The sequence below is a fragment of the Bacillus sp. CGMCC 1.60114 genome (genome assembly GCF_042676365.1).
Taxonomy (GTDB): Bacteria; Bacillota; Bacilli; order Bacillales; family Bacillaceae_G; genus Bacillus_A; species Bacillus_A rhizoplanae_A.
Window position 1 is genome coordinate 8445 of record NZ_JBHTHG010000120.1, and the last position, 21836, is coordinate 30280.

General features: G+C 39.0%; 20 protein-coding genes, 1 pseudogene and 2 other annotated features. Of the genes and pseudogenes, 13 read left to right on the forward strand and 8 right to left on the reverse strand.

Going from position 1 to position 21836, the window contains the following annotated elements; genetic code table 11:
• Window positions 1-2413, forward strand: a 2413-nt coding sequence (locus tag ACFQZ1_RS26460; RefSeq protein WP_377885177.1) for a beta strand repeat-containing protein, incomplete at its 5' end; no start/stop codon positions are given.
• A 562-nt stretch (window positions 2414-2975) separates the two neighbouring features.
• Here ACFQZ1_RS26460 and ACFQZ1_RS26740 read toward each other — a convergent pair.
• Window positions 2976-3238 (reverse strand): annotated as a pseudogene (locus tag ACFQZ1_RS26740) (hypothetical protein); the annotation flags it as partial.
• A gap of 234 nt (window positions 3239-3472) precedes the next feature.
• On the opposite strand from ACFQZ1_RS26740, the gene ACFQZ1_RS26465 reads away from it, so the two are divergent.
• Window positions 3473-4204 (forward strand): CotO family spore coat protein, encoded by a 732-nt coding sequence (locus ACFQZ1_RS26465; protein ID WP_377885178.1) that lies wholly within the window; start codon window positions 3473-3475, stop codon window positions 4202-4204.
• A gap of 53 nt (window positions 4205-4257) precedes the next feature.
• On the opposite strand, the gene ACFQZ1_RS26470 is transcribed toward ACFQZ1_RS26465, so the two are convergent.
• Window positions 4258-4704 carry a CotY/CotZ family spore coat protein gene (locus tag ACFQZ1_RS26470; protein ID WP_377885180.1) on the reverse strand — a complete coding sequence of 149 codons (447 nt, stop codon included), beginning with the start codon at window positions 4702-4704 and terminating at the stop codon, window positions 4258-4260.
• A 136-nt stretch (window positions 4705-4840) separates the two neighbouring features.
• On the opposite strand from ACFQZ1_RS26470, the gene ACFQZ1_RS26475 reads away from it, so the two are divergent.
• Window positions 4841-5200: a DUF1360 domain-containing protein gene (locus ACFQZ1_RS26475; protein WP_377885182.1), complete on the forward strand. Its 360-nt coding sequence runs from the start codon at window positions 4841-4843 to the stop codon at window positions 5198-5200.
• 64 nt (window positions 5201-5264) lie between these two features.
• On the forward strand, window positions 5265-5456 hold the full coding sequence (locus ACFQZ1_RS26480; RefSeq protein WP_377885183.1) for a cytochrome C oxidase subunit III: 192 nt from the start codon (window positions 5265-5267) through the stop codon (window positions 5454-5456).
• 151 nt (window positions 5457-5607) lie between these two features.
• On the opposite strand, the gene ACFQZ1_RS26485 is transcribed toward ACFQZ1_RS26480, so the two are convergent.
• The 4 genes from ACFQZ1_RS26485 to ACFQZ1_RS26500 all read right to left on the reverse strand — a co-directional run bounded on the left by ACFQZ1_RS26485 (window position 5608) and on the right by ACFQZ1_RS26500 (window position 9717).
• Entirely contained in the window at window positions 5608-7665 is a 2058-nt protein-coding gene (locus ACFQZ1_RS26485) for an ATP-dependent helicase (RefSeq protein ID WP_377885184.1), read from the reverse strand.
• A 285-nt stretch (window positions 7666-7950) separates the two neighbouring features.
• Complete coding sequence (locus ACFQZ1_RS26490; RefSeq protein ID WP_377885185.1) at window positions 7951-8373, reverse strand: GNAT family N-acetyltransferase; 423 nt, start codon at window positions 8371-8373, stop codon at window positions 7951-7953.
• A gap of 1 nt (window position 8374) precedes the next feature.
• Window positions 8375-8893, reverse strand: coding sequence for a YjcG family protein (locus ACFQZ1_RS26495; protein WP_377885186.1), 519 nt, complete (start codon window positions 8891-8893; stop codon window positions 8375-8377).
• Window positions 8894-8985: 92 nt separating this feature from the next.
• Entirely contained in the window at window positions 8986-9717 is a 732-nt protein-coding gene (locus ACFQZ1_RS26500; protein ID WP_377885187.1) for an alpha/beta hydrolase, read from the reverse strand.
• A 140-nt stretch (window positions 9718-9857) separates the two neighbouring features.
• Here ACFQZ1_RS26500 and ACFQZ1_RS26505 point away from each other — a divergent pair, with 140 nt between their 5' ends.
• A complete protein-coding gene (locus tag ACFQZ1_RS26505; protein ID WP_377885188.1) occupies window positions 9858-10769 on the forward strand; it encodes a DMT family transporter in 912 nt (303 codons plus the stop codon).
• 147 nt (window positions 10770-10916) lie between these two features.
• Here the strand turns inward: ACFQZ1_RS26505 and ACFQZ1_RS26510 are convergent, their stop codons facing one another.
• Entirely contained in the window at window positions 10917-11294 is a 378-nt protein-coding gene (locus ACFQZ1_RS26510; RefSeq protein WP_377885189.1) for an Ig-like domain-containing protein, read from the reverse strand.
• 173 nt (window positions 11295-11467) lie between these two features.
• Window positions 11468-12931, reverse strand: coding sequence for a sodium/proline symporter PutP (gene putP, locus ACFQZ1_RS26515; RefSeq protein WP_377885190.1), 1464 nt, complete (start codon window positions 12929-12931; stop codon window positions 11468-11470).
• A 302-nt stretch (window positions 12932-13233) separates the two neighbouring features.
• Window positions 13234-13472, forward strand: a binding site (T-box leader).
• Window positions 13473-13514: 42 nt separating this feature from the next.
• Window positions 13515-13749 (forward strand) — a binding site (T-box leader).
• 51 nt (window positions 13750-13800) lie between these two features.
• Between putP and trpE the strand changes: the two genes are divergently transcribed.
• From trpE to ACFQZ1_RS26555, 8 genes are all read left to right on the forward strand, one after another.
• Window positions 13801-15219, forward strand: coding sequence for an anthranilate synthase component I (trpE, locus tag ACFQZ1_RS26520; protein WP_377885191.1), 1419 nt, complete (start codon window positions 13801-13803; stop codon window positions 15217-15219).
• Window positions 15216-15803: an anthranilate synthase component II gene (locus tag ACFQZ1_RS26525; protein WP_377885192.1), complete on the forward strand. Its 588-nt coding sequence runs from the start codon at window positions 15216-15218 to the stop codon at window positions 15801-15803. The genes trpE and ACFQZ1_RS26525 overlap by 4 nt, the downstream gene beginning before the upstream one ends.
• Entirely contained in the window at window positions 15800-16825 is a 1026-nt protein-coding gene (gene trpD / locus ACFQZ1_RS26530) for an anthranilate phosphoribosyltransferase (RefSeq protein WP_377885193.1), read from the forward strand. Before ACFQZ1_RS26525 ends, trpD begins: the two co-directional genes overlap by 4 nt.
• Entirely contained in the window at window positions 16826-17587 is a 762-nt protein-coding gene (trpC, locus tag ACFQZ1_RS26535; protein ID WP_377885194.1) for an indole-3-glycerol phosphate synthase TrpC, read from the forward strand.
• Complete coding sequence (locus ACFQZ1_RS26540; RefSeq protein ID WP_377885195.1) at window positions 17584-18192, forward strand: phosphoribosylanthranilate isomerase; 609 nt, start codon at window positions 17584-17586, stop codon at window positions 18190-18192. The genes trpC and ACFQZ1_RS26540 overlap by 4 nt, the downstream gene beginning before the upstream one ends.
• Window positions 18189-19382 carry a tryptophan synthase subunit beta gene (gene trpB / locus ACFQZ1_RS26545; RefSeq protein ID WP_377885196.1) on the forward strand — a complete coding sequence of 398 codons (1194 nt, stop codon included), beginning with the start codon at window positions 18189-18191 and terminating at the stop codon, window positions 19380-19382. The genes ACFQZ1_RS26540 and trpB overlap by 4 nt, the downstream gene beginning before the upstream one ends.
• 3 nt (window positions 19383-19385) lie before the next feature.
• On the forward strand, window positions 19386-20138 hold the full coding sequence (gene trpA / locus ACFQZ1_RS26550) for a tryptophan synthase subunit alpha (protein ID WP_377885197.1): 753 nt from the start codon (window positions 19386-19388) through the stop codon (window positions 20136-20138).
• A gap of 147 nt (window positions 20139-20285) precedes the next feature.
• Window positions 20286-21782 carry an L-lactate permease gene (locus ACFQZ1_RS26555; protein ID WP_377885198.1) on the forward strand — a complete coding sequence of 499 codons (1497 nt, stop codon included), beginning with the start codon at window positions 20286-20288 and terminating at the stop codon, window positions 21780-21782.
• Window positions 21783-21836 lie beyond the last annotated feature (54 nt).

A 21836-nucleotide genomic window follows, 5' to 3' on the forward strand; every position in this document is an offset into this window, starting at 1 on the left:
AGATACAGGAGTAACGGGAATTACAGGAGCAACAGGAATTACAGGAGCAACAGGAGATACTGGTCCAATGGGAGTAACCGGAGCAACAGGATCAACTGGAATTACAGGAGCAACAGGAGATACAGGAGCAACAGGAGATACTGGTCCAATGGGAGTAACAGGAGTAACCGGAGCAACAGGAGCAACTGGAATTACTGGACCAACCGGAGCAACGGGAGCAACCGGAATTACAGGAGTAACGGGAGAGACAGGATCAACCGGAGCAACGGGAGATACTGGAGCGACAGGAGCAACCGGAGTAACAGGGCCAACCGGAATTACAGGAGTAACGGGAGAGACAGGATCAACCGGAGCAACGGGAGCAACAGGAGATACTGGTCCAATGGGAGTAACAGGAGCAACGGGAATTACTGGACCAACCGGAGCAACGGGAGCAACCGGAATTACTGGAGCGACAGGATCAACAGGATCAACAGGAGCAACAGGAGCAACTGGAATTACTGGACCAACCGGATCAACAGGAGAGACGGGAGCAACCGGAATTACTGGTCCAACAGGATCAACGGGAGCAACCGGAATTACTGGTCCAACGGGAGCAACGGGAGCAACGGGAGCAACTGGAATTACTGGACCAACAGGATCAACAGGAGCAACAGGAGCAACAGGAGTAACCGGAGCGACAGGATCAACAGGAGTGACTGGAGTAACAGGAGTAACAGGATCAACCGGAATTACTGGACCAACCGGAGCAACAGGAGCAACGGGAGCAACGGGAGTAACGGGATCAACAGGAGCGACAGGAGTAACAGGAGCAACCGGAATTACTGGACTAACCGGAGCAACAGGAGCAACGGGAGCAACGGGAGTAACAGGATCAACAGGAGCGACAGGATCAACAGGATCAACCGGAATTACTGGACCAACCGGAGCAACAGGAGTAACAGGAGCAACAGGAGAGACGGGAGCAACCGGAGTGACGGGAGCAACGGGATCAACGGGAGCAACTGGAATTACTGGACCAACCGGAGCAACAGGAATTACAGGAGCAACAGGAGTAACCGGAGAGACGGGAGCAACAGGAGAGACGGGAGTAGCCGGAGCAACTGGAATTACTGGACCAACGGGAGCAACGGGAGCAACTGGAATTACTGGACCAACCGGAGCAACAGGAGTAACCGGAGCGACAGGAGCAACCGGAGCAACCGGAGTGACGGGAGCAACTGGAATTACTGGACCAACCGGAGCAACAGGAGCAACGGGAGCAACAGGAGTAACCGGAGCAACCGGAATTACTGGACTAACCGGAGCAACAGGAGCAACGGGAGCAACGGGAGTAACAGGATCAACAGGAGCGACAGGATCAACAGGAGCAACCGGAATTACTGGACCAACCGGAGCAACAGGAGTAACAGGAGCAACAGGAGAGACGGGAGCAACTGGAATTACTGGACCAACCGGAGCAACTGGAATTACAGGAGCAACAGGAATTACAGGAGCAACAGGAGTAACCGGAGCGACAGGAGCAACAGGAGAGACGGGAGTAGCCGGAGCAACTGGAATTACTGGACCAACCGGAGCAACTGGAATTACAGGAGCAACAGGAATTACAGGAGCAACAGGAGCAACTGGAATTACTGGACCAACGGGAGCAACTGGAATTACTGGACCAACCGGAGCAACAGGAGCAACCGGAGCAACAGGAGTAACCGGAGCGACAGGAGCAACCGGAGCAACTGGAATTACTGGACCAACGGGAGCAACTGGAATTACTGGACCAACGGGAGCAACTGGAATTACTGGACCAACGGGAGCAACTGGAATTACTGGACCAACGGGAGCAACCGGAATTACGGGATCAACTGGAGTAACCGGATCAACAGGAGTGACGGGATCAACCGGAATTACGGGATCAACCGGAGTAACCGGATCAACCGGAATTACGGGATCAACTGGAGTAACCGGAGCAACCGGAGCAACTGGTTCTGCTGGATTAGCAGTAACTAACTATCTATATACTTATGATACTACTAATCAATCAGTTGCAGTAGGAAGTGCAATTACCTTCAATGCAAATGGCCCTATAATAGGAACAGCATTGACACACATAGCAGGTACTGCAAATATTGTAATTCATGCAACAGGAACATATGCAGCAGAGTTTAATTTGACATGTATACATGAAAATCAATTTTCTTTTGAACTAAATGGTACACCAATTCCGGGTGGTCGATATGGAACTGCAGTAAGTCACATTCAAAATAGCGGTATTGTTGTCTTTACAGTAACAACTGTTCCATCTACATTAACTTTGGTGAACGATACTTCTACAACTGGAACTGTAACACTTTCGAATGCGGAAGGAGGATCTTTAACAGCCGTATCTGCTAGTGTAAATATCTTTCAGATAGGTTAATCAATCAATTTTTCTTATAAAATCTTAAAATAATATACTAGCTTACAAGTCTATTATATATAAATTCAAGTATTACTTTAGATGTTGTTCAATACTTATTTCTACTTCAATTCATGACAAAGCATAATTAGTATATGCGAAAGAGCCCACACAATGTTGGACTCTTCTTGCGACATTTAAATATTGGAGAACCGGAATATTTTTAATGGATTTATCTTCGGCTTTTTTCTTATAAAAATTTGCTTAGCGTTTTTTTCGAAATGCTGGCGCTGCTTTTTATCCCGCATTAACGGACAGTAAGACCCCCACCTCAAGATGGAGAGAGAAGCAAAGAAGATAGGTGGGGGATAACTGCCCGTAAATGCCCGATTGGTGAGAGCTTTCCATAAGTGGGGGATGAAAAAACCCCCCACTTATGGAAGTTTCACTTTATAAAACAAATGCCTTAATCAATTGGTCCGAAGAATCTAAAAAAGCAACTAGTTTCTTGTATTTTAAGAAGTTGGTTGCTTTTTGACTATATAACTAATCTTAAGATCCATATGGAATTTCCGATAAGGTGTATAGATACTTTAGGATTTGGGGGAATTGTTATATTCAACTGATTTAAAGATTGGTATAAGTCCTTCTGTAGTATTGCGATCATAGACTCTACATCTAAAGATAGTCCTAAATTTTCGTAGCCATATCGTTCTTTAAGGTCTCTTAGTGAGTCTTCATCAGGATTTCTATATCAATTTGCATCTATAACTAACGTAACTTATCACGTAAAGAATGGAGAACAGATATCTCATAGTTTCTCCGATTGACGCGTAATGCTCCTTTTTATATTTACTGGAATTTACTTTACACTTCCTGGCATAGTTACTCCTTCTATCTCTAATTCTACTTAATGAAAAGAATAAGAAGAATGTTATAGACAGACTCCTGATTTTAAAGAAATAGGAAATATACCTTATGTAGATAGATAAATAAAGAATCGATTTTTAACGAAACTTCTCCGCCCTATATGAATATAACTGTAATAACGTACGTTTCAGTAAAAAAGGAGGATTGGGGATGGCGGATAAACAAGTAAAGAAAGAGAAAAATCAACCGTTATTATATATTCAACATTTGGATCTACATAAATTCCAGCACCACGTGCAGCGGACTGTCATTGTGAAACAGACAGAACAAACCGCTGAAACAAAGGAGAACGAAAAAGAGCATGTTGAAAACAGCGAACAGATGGAGCCTATTATAGAAGAGGGAACCGTGGTTGATCAACATAATATGCAAACGGATGTAACAGAAGAGACTGAGCCCGTTATAGAAGAGGGGACCGTGGTTGATCAACATAATATGCAAACGGATGTAACAGAAGAGACTGAGCCCGTTATAGAAGGGGGAACCGTGGTTAATCAATATAATATGCAAACGGATGTAACAGAAGAGACTGAGCCCGTTATAGAAGAGGGAACCGCGGTTGACCAACATAATATGCAAACGGATGTGACGGAAGAGAACCAGCAAAAACAAAATGATGAACAATTTGTAGAATCTTCAAGTAGCACGTGGCAGAATAAATCGTTTAAAGATATGAATAATGAAGAGAAAATTTATTTCTTGTTAAATCGACCACATTATATACCAAAAGTGAAATGTATGGTAAAAACAGAAAAAACTTCTTATGTAGGGGTTATTTCGTCTTATGAAAATGGGATGCTTCAAATGGTGGCACCGAACCAAATTGGGAATTTTAGCTTAGATATGGAAGAGGTCGTATCGATTCGCATAATGGGACTATAATGTCGAAAAGGTGGTAGGAATCCTACCACCTCAATAGTTTTTTGGTTTACACATTATACGCCTGAAACGTGTACGTCACGTAAGCATTGAATTGCACAGTAACAATTTAAATCAACAGTTACAACAGAATTTGTTGCTTGTAGTGTAGCAGTAGGGGTGCTTAAGAAATAAGAAATTGGATTTTGACCATCCGGTACATTTTGTACTTCTAATGCACGTAATACTGCACAGCATTCATCTACGCTTTCTACGCGCAAAATGGAAGAAAAAGTGTCTGCTCCAGTAGTAGCAATATATACCCCGAATGCAGTCCCTTGGCCGTTAAATAAAACAAATGGGCGAGTATTTGCGAGTCTAGAGCCTTGATGTGCACCAAGGAATGGAACATCGCATCCTGTTGGGCATGAGGTTGTTGCGCAGTCTTGTAATTCATTGATGAAGTTTACAACATCACATACGCAATTGATGTTCAAAACCTTTTTGTCATCATTGTTACCCATTCTTTTCACTCCTTATCATAAGTTTTGATTTACACTATTAGAATATTGAATGCGAGGTAAATCGGTTACTGCTCCCAAGTTGTTTTTTTCAAAGGATGAGCCTGTATTTAGATGGTATGAAAAGGGGATGAGGAATTTGCTTTTTGAGAGTTGGCTTGTGTTTTTTATTTTTTCATGTGCAGTATTTCGATTAACGCGCCTTTTGGTCTATGATAAGATTGCCTCTTTTATACGTGCACCTTTTGTTGACGAAATACAGATTACAGAGGAGGATGGTACGGTTTCAACGTATATGAAAATAAAAGAAGCAGGCATACGTAAATTTTTTGGCGAATTGTTAAGCTGCTATTGGTGTACAGGAATATGGGTGAGCGCTATATTACTTTTATGTTATGCATGGATTCCTAAAGTAGCGGAGCCTATTATTTTATTGTCAGCAGTTGCTGGGGTTGCAGCAATTATTGAAACGATTGTGAGTCGATGGCTGAATGATTGAGAAATGAAGGAACGAAATAAAATGGTTGTTCATATAGTAAAAAGAGCGTTAAAAAATAGAGGAGATGTTTGCCATGTCGAAGTATCAGCAACCTAATCCATATAATAATCTTCAATATTGGTATCAAATGCAGCAACAGCAACAAGGACAGCAGCAACAACAAGGACAGCAAGGACAACAGCAACTGGAACAGCAAGGATATGTGAAGAAAAAAGGTTGTAACTGCGGTGGAAATAAAAATAGATATTCTAGATAATGAAACGTGTAAATAATGAGTTCGCTTTTAAACAAAAAGTACCCTGTTTATCCTGTGGGTAAGAAAAAACAGGGTATTTTTTATTTTGAAGGATGACTGTATTTCAGAAAGTTTCATGAAGTGGCTTTTCAAGCAGAAGCCGCTTCATTTGTTATTTTGCTTTTTGTAGGTCAGCTCTCGTCAAAAATAAAAATCTCGAAACATCAAGTTTTTTTCCTCTAAAAAACTGCGGAGAAGAAATGTACAATTCTTCTTTTGCGCGGGTAATAGCAACGTATGCTAAGCGCCGTTCTTCTTCTAATGCTTCTGAGGTATCAGTGACACGATCATTTGCATCTTTTAAGGAAGATGAATGGGGCAGGATACCATCGCTTGCACCGAGTAAGAAAACACATGGAAATTCAAGGCCTTTGGCGTTATGAATAGACATAAGCGAGACAGCATCTTGCTGCGTCCTTGTTTTTAATGTTTCCATTTCTTTTTGATTTTGAATAGCTGTGTTTATAAATTCTAAGTATGCCGGAATATCCGAAAAGCGATTTGCAGATTCAATGAGTTCCTCAAGCATTTCTTCTTGTATTTCTTTTTGCATTGTAAAAGAAGAGCGGTCATTACTTTGCAGATAGTCCAAATATTGCCCTTTTCCTTTAATAATTTCTTTTAATGCTTTTTTCGGTTCGAGCTCTTTAATGAATTTTAGAAAATCAATACGATCATTAATTTTCTTTACTTGGAACGGCTTTAAATTTGGATTAAGTAAAAGAAAATGTAAAAGGGAAGGGAAGCGACCTTCACCGTATTTCCATTGTTCTCGTTCAATAAATGATATACATTCATCGCGCCCAATATACATTGTTGGCAAAATGCTTGCGAGTGACTCTAAGCGAAAAGGTTCAAAGGCTAGCCTCAATTGATCTAATACAGGCTTTATGAGTGAGTGCTCATAAAATGATTGGCTCGCTCCATATTTGATGAACGGAATTTTATGAATTGTAAGCTGATCGAGCAAGGAGCGGCTTACAGAATGTGTCCGATATAGTAAGCAAAAGTCTGAATAATTTCGTTCACCAAGTTCTACTTTCTCTTGAATGAGTTGTAAAATTTGATTTGCTTCATCCAATGTTGTTGCTGGTCTTGAATAAAATGGCTGCACGCCTTCTTCGTGAACGGTATATAATTCTTTGCTAAATCGTTCTTGATTCAGCTTAATGACTTCATTGCCAAGTCCTACAATGTATGGATTGGAGCGATAGTTTGTATTTAAAGTAATAATGGTTGTATCATCAAATTCCTTTGGGAAAGAAAGGATAATTTGATGACTAGCTCCGCGCCAGCCGTAGATCGCTTGGTCATCGTCGCCCGCAATAAACAAGTTGTTTTGCGGTGCTGCTAATAGTTTTATAATTTCATACTGGGCGTATGATGTATCTTGAAATTCATCCACTTCAATATAATGAAAGCGCCCTTGCAGCTGTGTTAATAATGCGGCATTGTTTTCTAGTAAATAGAATGTTTCAAGTAAAATATCATCAAAATCTAAATAACCGTGACTTTGCTTTACGTCTTCATAGCGGCTGTACACTTCTTGAAATTCACGTTCAACAGGTGTTTTTGCTTGTACATCTTTTGGTCTATTTAATTTATTTTTTTCAAGTGAAATCATCGCTAGCATACTTTCCGCATCATAGTCATCTTTTAAACGAAGTTCTTTTAAAATTTTCTTTATGATAATTTGTTTATGTTTTTCGTTTGCTAAAATTTGTTGATTATATCCTTGGCTGCGAAGTAATTTTAAGAAAACAGAGTGAAACGTACCGGCAACAAGATATTGGCTTGCTGCGCGTGTCATACCAGGTAATGTTGCTACGCGGCTTCGGATTTCTTCCGCTGCTTTTTGAGTAAACGTAAGCAATAAAATGTTCCGCGGGTGAACACCTTTTACGTTGACTAAATAGCCAACGCGCGTTGTTAAGACAGATGTTTTCCCACTGCCTGCTCCAGCTAATGTTAGAACGGGTCCCTCTGTTTGACGAACAGCTTCTAATTGCTTTTCATTTAAATATATTCCTTGTTCTTCAAGAGCACGAAAATAGATAGCATCAGCATCATTTTGATTAATTAAATCGGTAGATGTTTTCGGAATATGATAAGTTGCGCGAGGTATATTCGAATGTGTTAATGATTTTTGCGAAAAATTTTCCTTAGTCATAATTTCACCTTCAATAAGTAGCATCAACTTATAACTTTATCGGAAGATAGAGGAAATAGCAATGTAAAAAAGTAGGGCAGTAATGTGGTTCAATTTGAAGTATATAAATACAAATTGAAAAATCTACTTAAAAACCCTTTTCTTTTTAGGAGGGGGAGAGGATCTGGCCAGGCGTAGAAGCTGTCAGGGCCTTTTCTATATAATATCGACTTAGTGATGAGGGCGCGTGCGTAAAGCGCAAGATGTTTGTAGAAATTATAAAAGAAGCGCTAATTAGCGCTTCTTTTATAATTTTTTTATCATTACAACATGTGGAATGTCGGCTTCCATAAATACATCAGAAATCGTTTCGTATCCAAGCTTGTTATAAAAAGGCTCAGCATGTGTTTGAGCATGAAGCTTTAGTTTTGGAAGAGATTCTTCTTTCGCAAGAGCTTCTAATGCATTCATAATGATTTTACCGGCCCCTTTTTCGCGATGAGAGGATAAGACGCAAATGCGTTCCATTTTCCCTAAACCATCGACGATACGGAAACGCCCAGCACCAACTGGAACACCATCATCGTATAAAACAACATGTTTTGCGACATCTTCATATTCATCGTATTCTTCTTCGGCCGAAACATTTTGCTCGTCCACAAAAACCTGTTTACGAACGGAAAATGCATCTTCTAGCTGCTTTTCATTTTGTACGACAATAATTTGCAAATTATTGTTGCTCCTTTCCTAGATGGAATGTTTCATATACTGTCCATGTATCATTTTCTAATTGATATACTAAATGAAAACGATCAATCGGTTGCTCATAATAGAAATCTTTCATTCTTAAGCGACCTAAAATATCAGCATGTTCTGCATCTGATAACTGTTGTCCAATTGTAAGGTGTGGCACAAAAGCATATTCGCGATCTTGTGTGAATATACCTCTATGCATTTCTTCATTTAGAAATGTTAATTCTGGTGTTTTTTCCACTTTAAAGTAAATAACATTATTTACAGGTGCAAACGAGCTCACTTTTCCAACATGTAGTGTAAACGTGTTTGCTTTGCTTGCAATTGTATGCAGCTCTTCTACAATAGCGCTAAGCTGTTCATCCGCTGCTTCAAAAGGTGCCTTTAATGTAATGTGCGGTGGAACTAATGCATAATGTGGATCATAACGCTTACGCAGACCATTTGCTTTATCTTGAATCATTTTTGATGGAAAAATTACAATACCTAGTTTCATCTCTAAATTCCTCCCCTTGTCTGAACGTAAAATGTCTTTATGAAAAAGAACTTCCTTTTATTATATCAGATGATTCTGAAAAATACTGTGTATTATTTCATTGATAACATATGAGAAAATGCATGCGGCAAGTTTTTTTGCCAATATTTCCACGTGTGATTACCATCGAATTCTTCATAATAGGTTGTAAATCCTTTTTCTGTGAGAAGAGCATGTAATTCTCGGTTTGGTGCGACAAAATCAGAAATATTGCCATCAGTTGTTTTTACATTTGTTTCTTCTGTACCGATAATATGGTATAAATCTAACGTTTGCGGCTCCGTAAATGTTTTGGCACGTTCTAACACAGATTCATTAACGAATGGTGATTGCATAATCACTTTACCGAATGTATGCGGATACATTAGAGCTGTCATAAATGAAACTGTACCACCTAAAGAATCCCCAATTAAAACGCGTCCTTTCCCCATTTGATACGTTGGGTACTTCTCATCTATATACGGAACAAGCTCGTGAGCTAAAAAGCGAATGTACATGTCATTTTGCGATCCGTTTGGATGATATTTTTCTTTTCGATCGTGTACATCCTTATATGGAATACCAACAATAATAGTTCGATCAACTTCTTCTGTTTCACGAAGTGTTTCTAAAACGCGATGTGCTTTGCCGAGTTGAAAATAATCTTTTCCATCTTGTGCAATAACAATGGTGTGCTTATGAAGCGGCGTGAAATTTGCTGGTAAATAAACGAGAAGCGAAATTTCCTCTTGCAATGATTTACTGTAAAATGTAAGTTCTTCAATTTTCCCTATTGTTTGTGCCATTTTGTAATCTCCCCTAATTCAAAAGTTACTACAATTTTATTTTAGCATAAGAATGAGAAGAATCTAAAAAATTAGTATTCAGTAATCGAAGAAAGGAGCTATAATGAAATAGGAATTTTGCATAGATAAGGAGATGACATATGAAGCAGCCCAAATCGATTGCCTTGCCGTTAGCGATTTCGATTATTACGATTTCATTTGCGGCTATTTTTGTAAAAATGTCTACAGCACCATCTTCTATTTTAAGTATGTATCGTTTATGGATTGTTGTGCTTATTATGCTTCCTATAGTTTGGAAGAGAAGAGAGGAATTTACGAGGATTCAGAAGAAGGACTGGGGATTTTTAATTGGATCTGGTTTCTTTTTAGCATTGCATTTTCTTCTATGGTTTGCATCGTTAAAATTTACAACCGTTGCAAGTTCTACGATTATTTTAGCACTGCAGCCGCTCGTATCTCTTGTGGGAGGATTTTTCCTATTTAAAGAAAGAACAACACTCGTTGCACTTGTGACAATGGGAATTGCAATTATTGGTGTAGGGTGTATTGGATGGGGAGACTTAGGACTGAGTAGGGAAGCTATCTTAGGTGATATACTATCATTTTTAAGTGTAATTGCAGTGGTTGGATATTTGTTCATTGGGCAAACAACAGTAAAAAAAGTGTCCCACTGGATATATAGTTTTACTGTCTTTACATTTGCAGCTTTATTTTTAAGTGCTTATAACATGATGCTGCAAATTCCATTTACAGGTTATTCATCAGGGGACTGGACTGTATTTTTCTTACTTGCAACTGTACCAACTGTATCTCAAATGATTCATAACTGGCTATTGAATTATGTGAATGCGACGACAATATCTATGAGTATTTTAGGGGAGCCTGTTGGTGCAACAATACTTGCTTTCTTTTTACTAGGTGAAAAACTAAATGTAATGCAAGTGGCAGGAAGTCTTCTTGTATTATGCGGTGTATCTATATTTTTACTGCAACAGCAAAAGAGCGCATATAAAGAGCGAGTAGAAGGTGCAGTATATACGCAAAAGACGTAGTTATTACCATGCAATAAAGTTGAACAGAAATGAAACTCCCGTTATTGGCAGTTTCACTTTATCCCGCATGAACGGACTCAAGATTCAGAGAAAAGTGAAGAAGGTAGGTGGGGGATGAAAAAAACTCCCACTGATGGGAGTTTCACTTTATTTTGGTTGTGTCATATACGGCTGAACGTGGACGGTACATAGGTCACGGAATTTTCCTTCTGCAGTTGTGACAATAATAACAGCTCGTCCAGCTTGTTTTCCTGTTATGATTGCTTTATGTTGTGCAGTGCTAATTTCTACAATATGAGGACTAGTACTCGTCCAAATAACGTCTTGGTTACTTGCCTCGGAAGGAAAGACAGTTGCTGTAAGTTCTGCACATTGTCCAGTTTTTAGCTTTAATTTAGCTTTGTGCAGTTGTACGCCGATGACCGGCACAACAGAAGGAACAATTTTAATATGAGGTGTAGCTGTTTGTGTTTTAGCATATGAAGAAGTTGTAAAGTGTTTTTGTAGGCGAAATGATGATAACATGTGTGTGGTCTCCCTTCTGTATAATGTTCTTAGTTATACTATACATAAAAAATGTTAGGATTAATTTAAGATAACATAAAGAATTTGTTAATTTCCAGAAAATTCAGTATGTAAGCGAGAAAAAATAATCCCTGCTTCTATATAATAGAGGCGGGGATTATTTTTTTCTGAGATTAAGAAGCTATTTTTTCGAATTCTTCAAAGTCTTTTTGAACGTTTTCTGCTGGTTTTGTTAATAAGCTTACAATGATAATAGCAAGTAAGCTAGCAGCGAAACCAGGAATCATTTCATATAACATATCTTTTAAAAATTGAAATTGTGTCCACGTAATAACGGTTGTTGCCCCGGCAATCATACCAGCAAGAGCGCCCCATTTCGTCATTCGCTTCCAGTATAGGCTTAATAAAACAACTGGTCCAAATGAAGAACCAAAACCTGCCCAAGCATAACCAACAAGTGCTAAAATTGTGCCATTTTGTTTAAAGGCAAGTCCACTTGCAATTAAAGCAATTGCTAGAACAGCCATACGTCCTACAAAAACAAGTTCGCGGTCCTTTGCTGAACGGCGGAAAAATGTACGGTATAAATCTTCTGTTACAGCACTTGATGTAACAAGAAGCTGTGAAGAAATTGTACTCATAATGGCTGCTAAAATAGCAGCTAGTAAGAAACCAGTAATAAGTGGATGGAATAAAATATTTCCAAGTTCAATGAAAATCGTTTCTGGATCTGCTAATTTTTTGCCCATGTCAGCATAATATGCAATCCCGATTAGTCCAGTAAGCATAGCGCCGACGATAGAGAAAATCATCCAGCTCATTCCGATGCGGCGAGCACTTTTTAATTCGTTTACAGATGAAATAGCCATAAAGCGAACGATAATATGAGGTTGTCCAACATAACCAAGACCCCAAGCGAATAAGGAAATAATGCCGAGTACAGAAGTACCTTTAAAAATATTTAATAAGTTTGGATCAATAGATTGAATTGTATGAAATGCTGGTCCAAGCCCATTTACATGCATAATTGTTACAATTGGAACTAAGACGAGTGCGACAACCATAATAATCCCTTGCACGAAGTCTGTCCAACTTACAGCTAAGAAACCGCCAAATAACGTATAAGCTACAACAACAGCGGCAACGATGAAAAGTCCTGTGTGATAGTCCATTCCAAATGTATTACGAAATAGAACAGCACCTGAAACTAATCCCGAAGCTACATAAAATGTAAAGAAAATCATAATAACAAGTCCGGAAACAAGGCGTAGCATATGAGATTTATCATGAAAGCGATGTTCTAAAAACTCTGGAATTGTAATTGAGTTGTTTGCAAGTTCAGAGTAGGTACGTAAGCGAGGAGCGACGTATAACCAGTTGGCGTAAGCACCGAGTGTTAAACCAATCGCAATCCAGCTGCTGCTTACACCTGTTGCAAACATAGCACCGGGTAACCCCATTAATAGCCAGCCGCTCATATCAGCAGCGCCTGCACTTAGTGCTGTTACTGCAGGGCCTAATGTACGCCCGCCAAGCATATAGTCTGTTAAGTTTGATGTTCGTTTGTAGGCAATGTAGCCGATTACTAACATCCCGATCATATAGATCGAAATTGAAATTAAAATTTGTGTATTCATGTAAGTCCCCTTTCCTAAGTAGTATCTTTTGATGTAGTGCATAATTATAATTTAACATGATTATATGTAAAATTCCATATACAAATAAGAATTTTCAGAAATGTAAGTGTTTTCTGAGGGTATTTTATTTTTTTGATATAAAATTTTCTGATGATAAACAGCTATTTTTATAGAGTATTTATTATTTTCACATAAAGATAACACGTTTTATCAATATAATATTTAACGTATAGATAAAAAATTTTTTCGGAAAGTATTGACTTCTAAAAAAAGAAAAGCATATAATGAGTTCAAATTTAAAAACGTAAGCGTTGATGAAGAAGAGTACATATTATGGACATGGCAGAGAGCTGATGGTTGGTGCGAATCAGTATGAAAGTAATATGGAATGGGCTTCGGAGCTTCCAAACCGAAACGAAAGAAGTAGGCTTTGGCGAAAAGATCTCATCGTTACAAGAGACACGTATTGTATTTCGATACGGAAAAGTGCGTTACTTTTGTAACGAATTAAGGTGGCACCACGGGAGTACCCGTCCTTTTTATAGGATGAGTACTCCCTTTTTGTATAGAAAAAAAAGAATATGATAAATCGATGAGTAAGAAGAGTACGTACATTGGAGACGTTCCAGAGAGCCGGGGGTAGTTGAGAGCCCGGTGCGGTGCCAAGTACGGAATGGGCTTACGAGAGGTATGCTGAACGATAAGTAGGCAACCCGGGTTCCGCCGTTACAAGGATTGGGTATAATATTGTACCTGAAAAAGCGGGATGCTTTGCATCCAACAAGAGGTGGTACCGCGGTAATTTTATCGTCCTCTGCATATATCCATATGCAGGGGACTTTTTTATTTTAGGCAGAGAGGTGACAGTCATGATAACGAAAGAACAATTTATGATGCGAAAACAACAAGGGAAACCTTTTCTTGTTATTCAGGAGGAAGAAGGCGATAGTTTGACACCGATTGCTTTATATCGCCGTATGAAAGGGGAGAAAAATTTTTTACTCGAAAGCTCGCAGCTTCATCAAGATAAAGGGCGTTATTCCTATTTAGGGTCCAATCCTTACGGTGAAATCAAAAGTATTGGCAAGGAAGTACAGATTACGATAAATGATGTGACGGAAAAGGTAAACGGAAACATATTAAAGGAACTGGAAAGAGTACTTGCACCTAATCAAGTTGAGAGCCCATTTCCGTTTTGCGGAGGAGCAGTTGGCTATATTGGCTATGATGTCATTCGGCAATACGAAGATATTGGAGAAATGTTGTCTGACCCATTAAACATTCCAGAAGTACATGTGCTGCTTTATCGTATGTTTGTTGTATATGATCATCTGCGACAAAAACTATCGTTTGTATATGTGTACCAAGCCGATGATACGGACTCGTATGAAGGAGTTTATGAGCGGCTGCAAGTGTATAAACAGGCATTGTTACATGAATCAGAAGAACATGTGAAAGAGCTGTGTACTTCCTTATCATTTACATCTTCTGTAACAGAAGAAAAGTTTTACGAAATGGTTAAAAAGGCAAAGGAATACATTCATGCTGGTGACATTTTTCAAGTTGTGTTATCACAGCGTTTGCAAAGTGATTTTGCAGGGAATCCATTTGCGTTATATCGCAGGCTTCGCACCGCGAATCCATCTCCTTATATGTTTTATATTGATTTTCAAGATTACGTCGTACTGGGCTCTTCACCGGAAAGCTTGCTTTCTGTACGAGATGAAAAGGTCATGACGAATCCAATCGCAGGAACAAGGCCGCGCGGAAAAACGAAAGAAGAGGATGAAAAGATAGCGAAGGAACTGCTTGCAAACGAGAAGGAGCAAGCGGAACATATGATGCTTGTAGATTTAGGACGTAATGATATTGGACGGGTGAGTGAGATCGGTTCAGTTCAATTAGATAAATATATGAAAATTGAAAAGTATTCGCATGTAATGCATATTGTATCTGAAGTTTCCGGAACATTGCGAAAAAATATGAACTGCTTTGATGCGTTAGCGCATTGCTTACCGGCAGGAACTGTGTCAGGAGCTCCAAAAATTAGGGCAATGGAAATTATAAATGAATTAGAAACAGAAAAACGAAATGTATATGCCGGAGCAGTTGGCTATATTTCCTTCTCGGGGAATATGGACATGGCACTTGCGATACGAACAATGGTTGTAAAAGATGAAAAAGCATATGTACAGGCTGGGGCTGGTATTGTATATGATTCAAATCCTGCATCTGAATATGAAGAAACATTAAATAAAGCAAAAGCGCTCTTGGAGGTAATGAAATGATTGTCCTTATTGATAATTATGATTCATTCACATATAACTTGTATCAATTGTTAGGTGCTTACGCAGAGAACATCGTTGTAATACGTAATGATAAAGTGACGATCAAGGAATTGGAGGGAATGAAGCCGCAAGCAATAATTCTTTCTCCAGGACCAGGAAGACCAGAAGATGCGGGGATTTGTATTGAAGTAATTCAACACTTTTATAAAAGTATTCCGATTCTGGGGATTTGCCTTGGTCATCAAGCTATCGTTACTGCTTTTGGCGGAGAAATTGTGCAAGCAGAACAGATTAAACATGGGAAAACATCACTTGTGAAACATAGCGGTAAATCGATCTTTTCATACGTAAAACAGCCGCTGACAGTGATGCGTTACCATTCACTCGTAGCAAAGTCGCATACGCTTCCTAATTGTTTTGATGTATTAGCTACGGCGATGGATGACGGAGAAATCATGGCAGTTCGTCATAATTATTATCCGCTTTTCGGATTACAGTTTCATCCGGAATCAATTGCAACTGAAGAAGGCGGGAAATTAATACAGGCATTTTTATCTAATGTGAAAGAGGTGGAGAGAGTATGAATCGCTATCTTCGAAAATTAGTAGAGAGGCAAAATTTAACGGAACATGAAATGTATGAAGCGGGTATTGCACTATTAAGCGAGGATATTTTAGAGAGTGAAATTGCTGCTTTTTTAGCAGTGTTAAAAGCAAAGGGAGAAACGGCAGATGAAATATACGGCCTTGTTCGCGCTCTTCGTGAAAAAGCATTGCCATTTTCTAATCATATTGTAGGTGCGATGGACAATTGCGGAACGGGCGGTGATGGGGCGCAAACATTTAATGTGAGTACAACATCAGCCTTCGTCCTTGCTGGTGCCGGCGTAAAGGTTGCGAAACATGGTAACCGTGCCGTTTCTAGTAAAACGGGAAGTGCAGATTTATTAGAGGAGCTCGGTGTGAACATTGCATGTTCGCCGAAGCAAATTGATTATTTGTTAGAGAAAGTCGGGATTGCTTTTCTATTTGCACCGGCGATGCATCCAGCACTGCGCCGCATTATGAAGGTAAGAAAAGAATTAAATGTTCCAACAATCTTTAATTTGATTGGACCACTTACAAATCCAATTCACTTAGAAACACAGTTCGTCGGTATTTACAAACGAGAGATGTTACTTCCAGTAGCAAAGGTACTGCAAAAGCTTGGCAGAAAACAAGCGATTGTTGTAAATGGGAGTGGATTTTTAGATGAAGCATCTTTGCAAGGAGAAAATCACGCCGCAATTTTAAAAGATAACAAAATTATCGAAGTGAGTATTTCCCCAGAAGAGTATGGATTTTCTCGTGTGAAAAATGAAGCGATTAGAGGCGGAAATGCAAAGGAAAATGCCAATATTACATTAAACGTCTTGCGCGGAGAAGAGAGCGTATACCGTGATACAGTGTTATTCAATGCAGGGCTTGCTCTTTTTGCAAACGGAAAAGCAGAAACAATTAAAGATGGTATTCGCTTAGCGGCTCATAGTATCGATTCTGGAAAGGCGTTAGAAAAATTAAATTTATTAGTTGCTGAAAGTAACAAAAAACTAGAGAGGGTGAAGTAAATGGAAACGATTTTAACGAAAATTATCGAGCAAAAAAAGAAAGAAGTAGCCGTGTTATATGAAACGTATATACCAGTAAAGAAAAACTGTAAATCATATTCCCTTGTAGAAGCGCTGCAGCAATTTACTGTGATCGCAGAAATAAAACGTGCTTCACCGTCTAAAGGAGATATCAATTTACATGTTGATGTTGCTAAACAAGCTCAGCTCTATGAAACAAATGGTGCAGGAGCAATTTCCGTTTTAACAGATGGTCAATTTTTTAAAGGCTCTTTTTATGATTTAGAAACGGCAAGAGCACATGTGAATGTACCACTTTTATGTAAAGATTTTATTATTGATAGAATCCAAATTGACCGGGCATATGATGCGGGAGCAAATCTCATTTTACTTATTGTTGCTGCATTAACAAAGGAAAAATTATTCGAACTGTATGAGTATGTAAAGAAGCTCGGCTTAGAGGCGATTGTAGAGATTCACAATGAAGAAGAATTGGAAATAGCACTAGAGCTAAATCCTGACGTCATTGGAGTAAACAACCGAAATTTGAAAACATTTGAAGTTGATTTACGTACAACGGAAAAGCTTGGGAAACGGTTAAATGAACAAAATGTACTTTGGATTAGCGAGAGCGGTATTCATACAAAAGAAGATATTATACGTGTCAAGGAAGCAGGCGCAAAAGGAATTCTTGTCGGAGAAGCATTCATGACAGCACCGTCTGTCGGAGACTTTTTTCAATCGATAAAGGTGACGATATGAAAGTAAAGGTCTGCGGTATTACCGATGTAGAAACAGCAAAAATCGCCTGTGAATACGGTGTTGATGCCATCGGATTTGTATTTGCGAAAAGTAAACGGAAAATCACTCCCGAACAAGCAAAACAAATTATTGGAGAGCTTCCGGAGAATGTAATGAAAGTAGGCGTTTTCGTAAATGAATCAATCGACGTGATCCAGAAAATTGCAACATATTGTGGTTTAACACATGTACAACTGCATGGGGATGAACAAAATCATCATATTGAAAGATTGAATATTCCGTCTATAAAAGCGGTTGGTGTAAGTTCGAGTGAAGATATAAAACGAGCACAAGAATATGAAACTGATTTTATATTATTTGATAGTCCGAAAGACAAGTTTCATGGTGGAAATGGCAAAACTTTTTCATGGGAGTTATTACGGTCAAATACGATTGAAAAAAAATGTATATTAGCTGGTGGATTACACCTTGAAAACATTACAGAAGCGATTGAAATCGTTCAGCCATATATGGTTGACGTGAGCAGCGGTGTAGAAACAGATGGTAAAAAAGATACCGAGAAAATAAAAAAATTTATAACAAAAGCGAAGGAGTGTTACAGATGAAATATGCATATCCAGATGAAAAAGGTCATTACGGGATTTATGGAGGACGTTACGTTCCAGAAACGTTAATGCAGTCTGTTTTAGAGTTAGAAGAAGCATATAAAGAAGCAATGCAAGATGAAGCGTTTAGGAAAGAGTTAGAGCATTATTTACAAACATATGTCGGGAGAGAAACACCTCTTTATTTTGCGGAAAATCTTACGAAGTATTGCGGCGGAGCAAGAATTTATTTAAAGCGAGAAGATTTAAATCATACAGGAGCTCATAAAATTAACAACACAATTGGGCAGGCGCTTCTTGCAGTGCGAATGGGTAAGAAAAAAGTTGTGGCGGAAACTGGGGCTGGTCAGCACGGGGTAGCGACAGCAACTGTATGTGCCTTGCTCGGTTTAGAGTGCGTTATTTTCATGGGAGAAGAGGATGTGAAACGCCAAAAGCTAAATGTTTTTCGGATGGAATTATTAGGTGCGAAAGTTGAAAGCGTCGCAGCAGGAAGCGGGACGTTAAAAGATGCAGTAAATGAGGCACTTCGCTACTGGGTTGCACATGTACATGATACGCACTATGTAATGGGATCTGTCCTTGGGCCGCATCCGTTTCCGCAAATCGTACGTGATTTCCAAAGTGTTATCGGTAAGGAAACGAAGAAGCAATATGCAGCGCTGGAGGGGAAATTACCAGAAGCAGTTGTAGCCTGCATTGGCGGCGGCAGTAATGCGATGGGAATGTTTTATCCATTTGTACAAGATGAAGAAGTTGCTCTTTACGGCGTAGAAGCAGCCGGTAAGGGAATTCATACAGAGAAACATGCTGCAACATTAACGAAAGGAAGCGTTGGCGTTTTGCACGGATCTATGATGTATCTTCTGCAAAACGAAGAAGGACAAATTCAAGAGGCGCATTCGATTTCGGCAGGATTGGATTACCCGGGGGTTGGTCCAGAGCATAGTTTATTAAAAGATATTGGCCGTGTATCTTATCATTCAATAACAGATGAGGAAGCGCTGCATGCTTTTCAGCTATTAACGAAAAAAGAAGGGATTATCCCAGCATTAGAAAGCTCACATGCTGTGGCGTATGCACTTAAATTAGCGCAGGCCATGAAAAGTGATGAGGGACTTGTCATTTGTTTATCAGGACGCGGAGATAAAGATGTTGAAAGTATAAAACGTTATATGGAAGAGGTGTAAATGATGGGAGTAGAAAGAATTACTGCAGCATTTCAAAATGGGAAAAAAGCATTCATTCCGTACGTAATGGGTGGAGATGGCGATTTACAAGAACAAATTCGTTTTTTAGATGAAGCCGGGGCAAGCATTATTGAAATTGGAATTCCTTTTTCTGATCCAGTTGCAGATGGACCAACGATTCAAAGAGCTGGAAAACGAGCGTTAGAAAACGGAACAACGCTTGAAGGCATTTTCCAAGCACTTGCGGAAGTGAGAAGAGAAGTGCAAATTCCATTTGTACTCATGACATATGTAAACCCTATTTTAGCATTTGGAAAAGAACGTTTTGTTGGAAGATGTATTGAGGCAGGTGTCGACGGGATTATTGTTCCGGATCTTCCGTATGAAGAACAAGATATAATTGCACCATTACTACGTGAGGCACATATTGCTCTTATTCCACTTGTAACAGTAACAAGTCCGATTGAGCGCATTCAAAAGATTACAAGCGAATCACAAGGATTTGTATATGCTGTTACAGTAGCTGGTGTAACTGGAGTGCGACGTGATTTCGAGCAAGAATTGCATACTTACTTAGAAAAGGTGAAAGCGAATGTTCAGCTTCCAGTTGTTGCAGGTTTTGGCATATCAACAACGGAGCAAATAGAAGAAATGATTAAAGTATGTGATGGAGTTGTGGTCGGAAGTAAAGTGATTGAGCTGTTAGAAAATGAAAAGCAAGATGAAATTCGTGAGCTTATTGCTGCGGTGGAGTAGAAGGGGGAGGCTGCTTGTTAAGGTGGCCTCTCCTTTCTATTTGAGTCGAGAAATAGATAATTAAAACAACTTCTTAATTGATTGAAAATTCTTTCTTCTATTATATAATAAATACAAATTGTATCTTCAAAGAAATGAGATGATTGTATGGCAGTATTGCTGGCTCTTATTCCAATTATGATGATTTTTATTTGTTTATTTGTATTCAAGCAAACATCACTTAAAGCCTCATTAATTTCTTATGTTGTATGTATTGGAATCGTTTTATTAACACCGGCGTTTCGATTGCAAATTGGTGAGGTTGTCCATGCAACAATTAAAGGCGGTTTAATTTGTTTTATCGTCGGATATGTTTTATTCTTCGGCATTTTTTTATTTCACCTTATGAATAAAATGGGGTATATCGATCAAGTTGCTCGTTTTATGGAACATGTTACACATGATCGTTTATTGCAAATGATGCTTATGTGTTTTGGAATTTGTCCTCTTATTGAATCGGTAAGCGGATTTGGAATTGGCTTTATGGTGGCGGCTCCTATTTTTCTTTCGCTTGGTTATAAGCCGTTTCAAGCAGTTTTACTTTCATTTATTGGTTTATTGGCAAGCTCATGGGGAGCGATGGCAACGGGAACAATTATTGGATCAGGGCTTATTGGTATGCCTTTAGTACAACTTGGATCTGGTACAGCGTTATTAAGTGTCCCGATATTTGCGTATTTTATCATGCTTTCTTTATATATAGTTGGCGGCTGGTCAGCGGTGGTACAAAAATGGAAAGAAGCAACGGGATTTTTTCTGTTATTCTCGTTATCTATTTATTTGTCCAATGCATATGTGAGCGTTGAATTAGCTGGGATTTTAAGTGCAATTGTAACGATAACATTTGGATTTATCATCATTAAAATGACGGCAAGGCAACAGAAGGAAGTGTACTCAGAACATGCAGCTGCCGAGCAGCAAGAAGTTTCTATTGTAAAGATTATTAGCCCGTATTTATTTTTGACAGTCTGTATATTGTTCTCTCGTTTGATTCCATCGTTTCATAGTGCTCTGCAATCACATGTGGTTATGAACCTACCATCTTATTCTTACAAACTTGAATTATTGTATTCACCAGGGTTTTGGCTTGGGATTACGTGTTTATTTACCATTATTTTCTTCCGAGTTCCTTCTATTATAATAAAGCAGTCATTGCAGCAAACAGTGAAACAATGGATCCCATTTGCGATTACAACGACCATGTTTATTGCCATTTCGGAACTAATGGGTGCATCAGGTATGCATATGTTATTAGCAGAAGCAGCCGGTCATACATTTGGAATGATGTTTGTTTTTGTTGCACCATTTATCGGTGGTATTGGCGGTTTTTTAACGGGAAGTAATGCCGGGTCAAACGCGATGTTTATTAAATTACAAATGCAGACAGCGCAAAATGTGGGACTTCCGTGGCAATTTGTCACAACGGTGCAAAATACAAGTTCTTCTTTTGCTACAATTGCTTGTCCATCACGAATTACGCTTGGCGCTTATTTATGTAACATTCCATTTCGTGAAAATGAGTTGTTAAAGAAGACGACGCTTATGATTTTTGGTGCTGTTTTGATTGTGGTAGGGGAGGTTTTGGTGTGGTATTTGATTATGTAAAGAAACGCTTCTCTTATAGGAGAAGTGTTTTTGTTTGTAGAAATATATAATTTT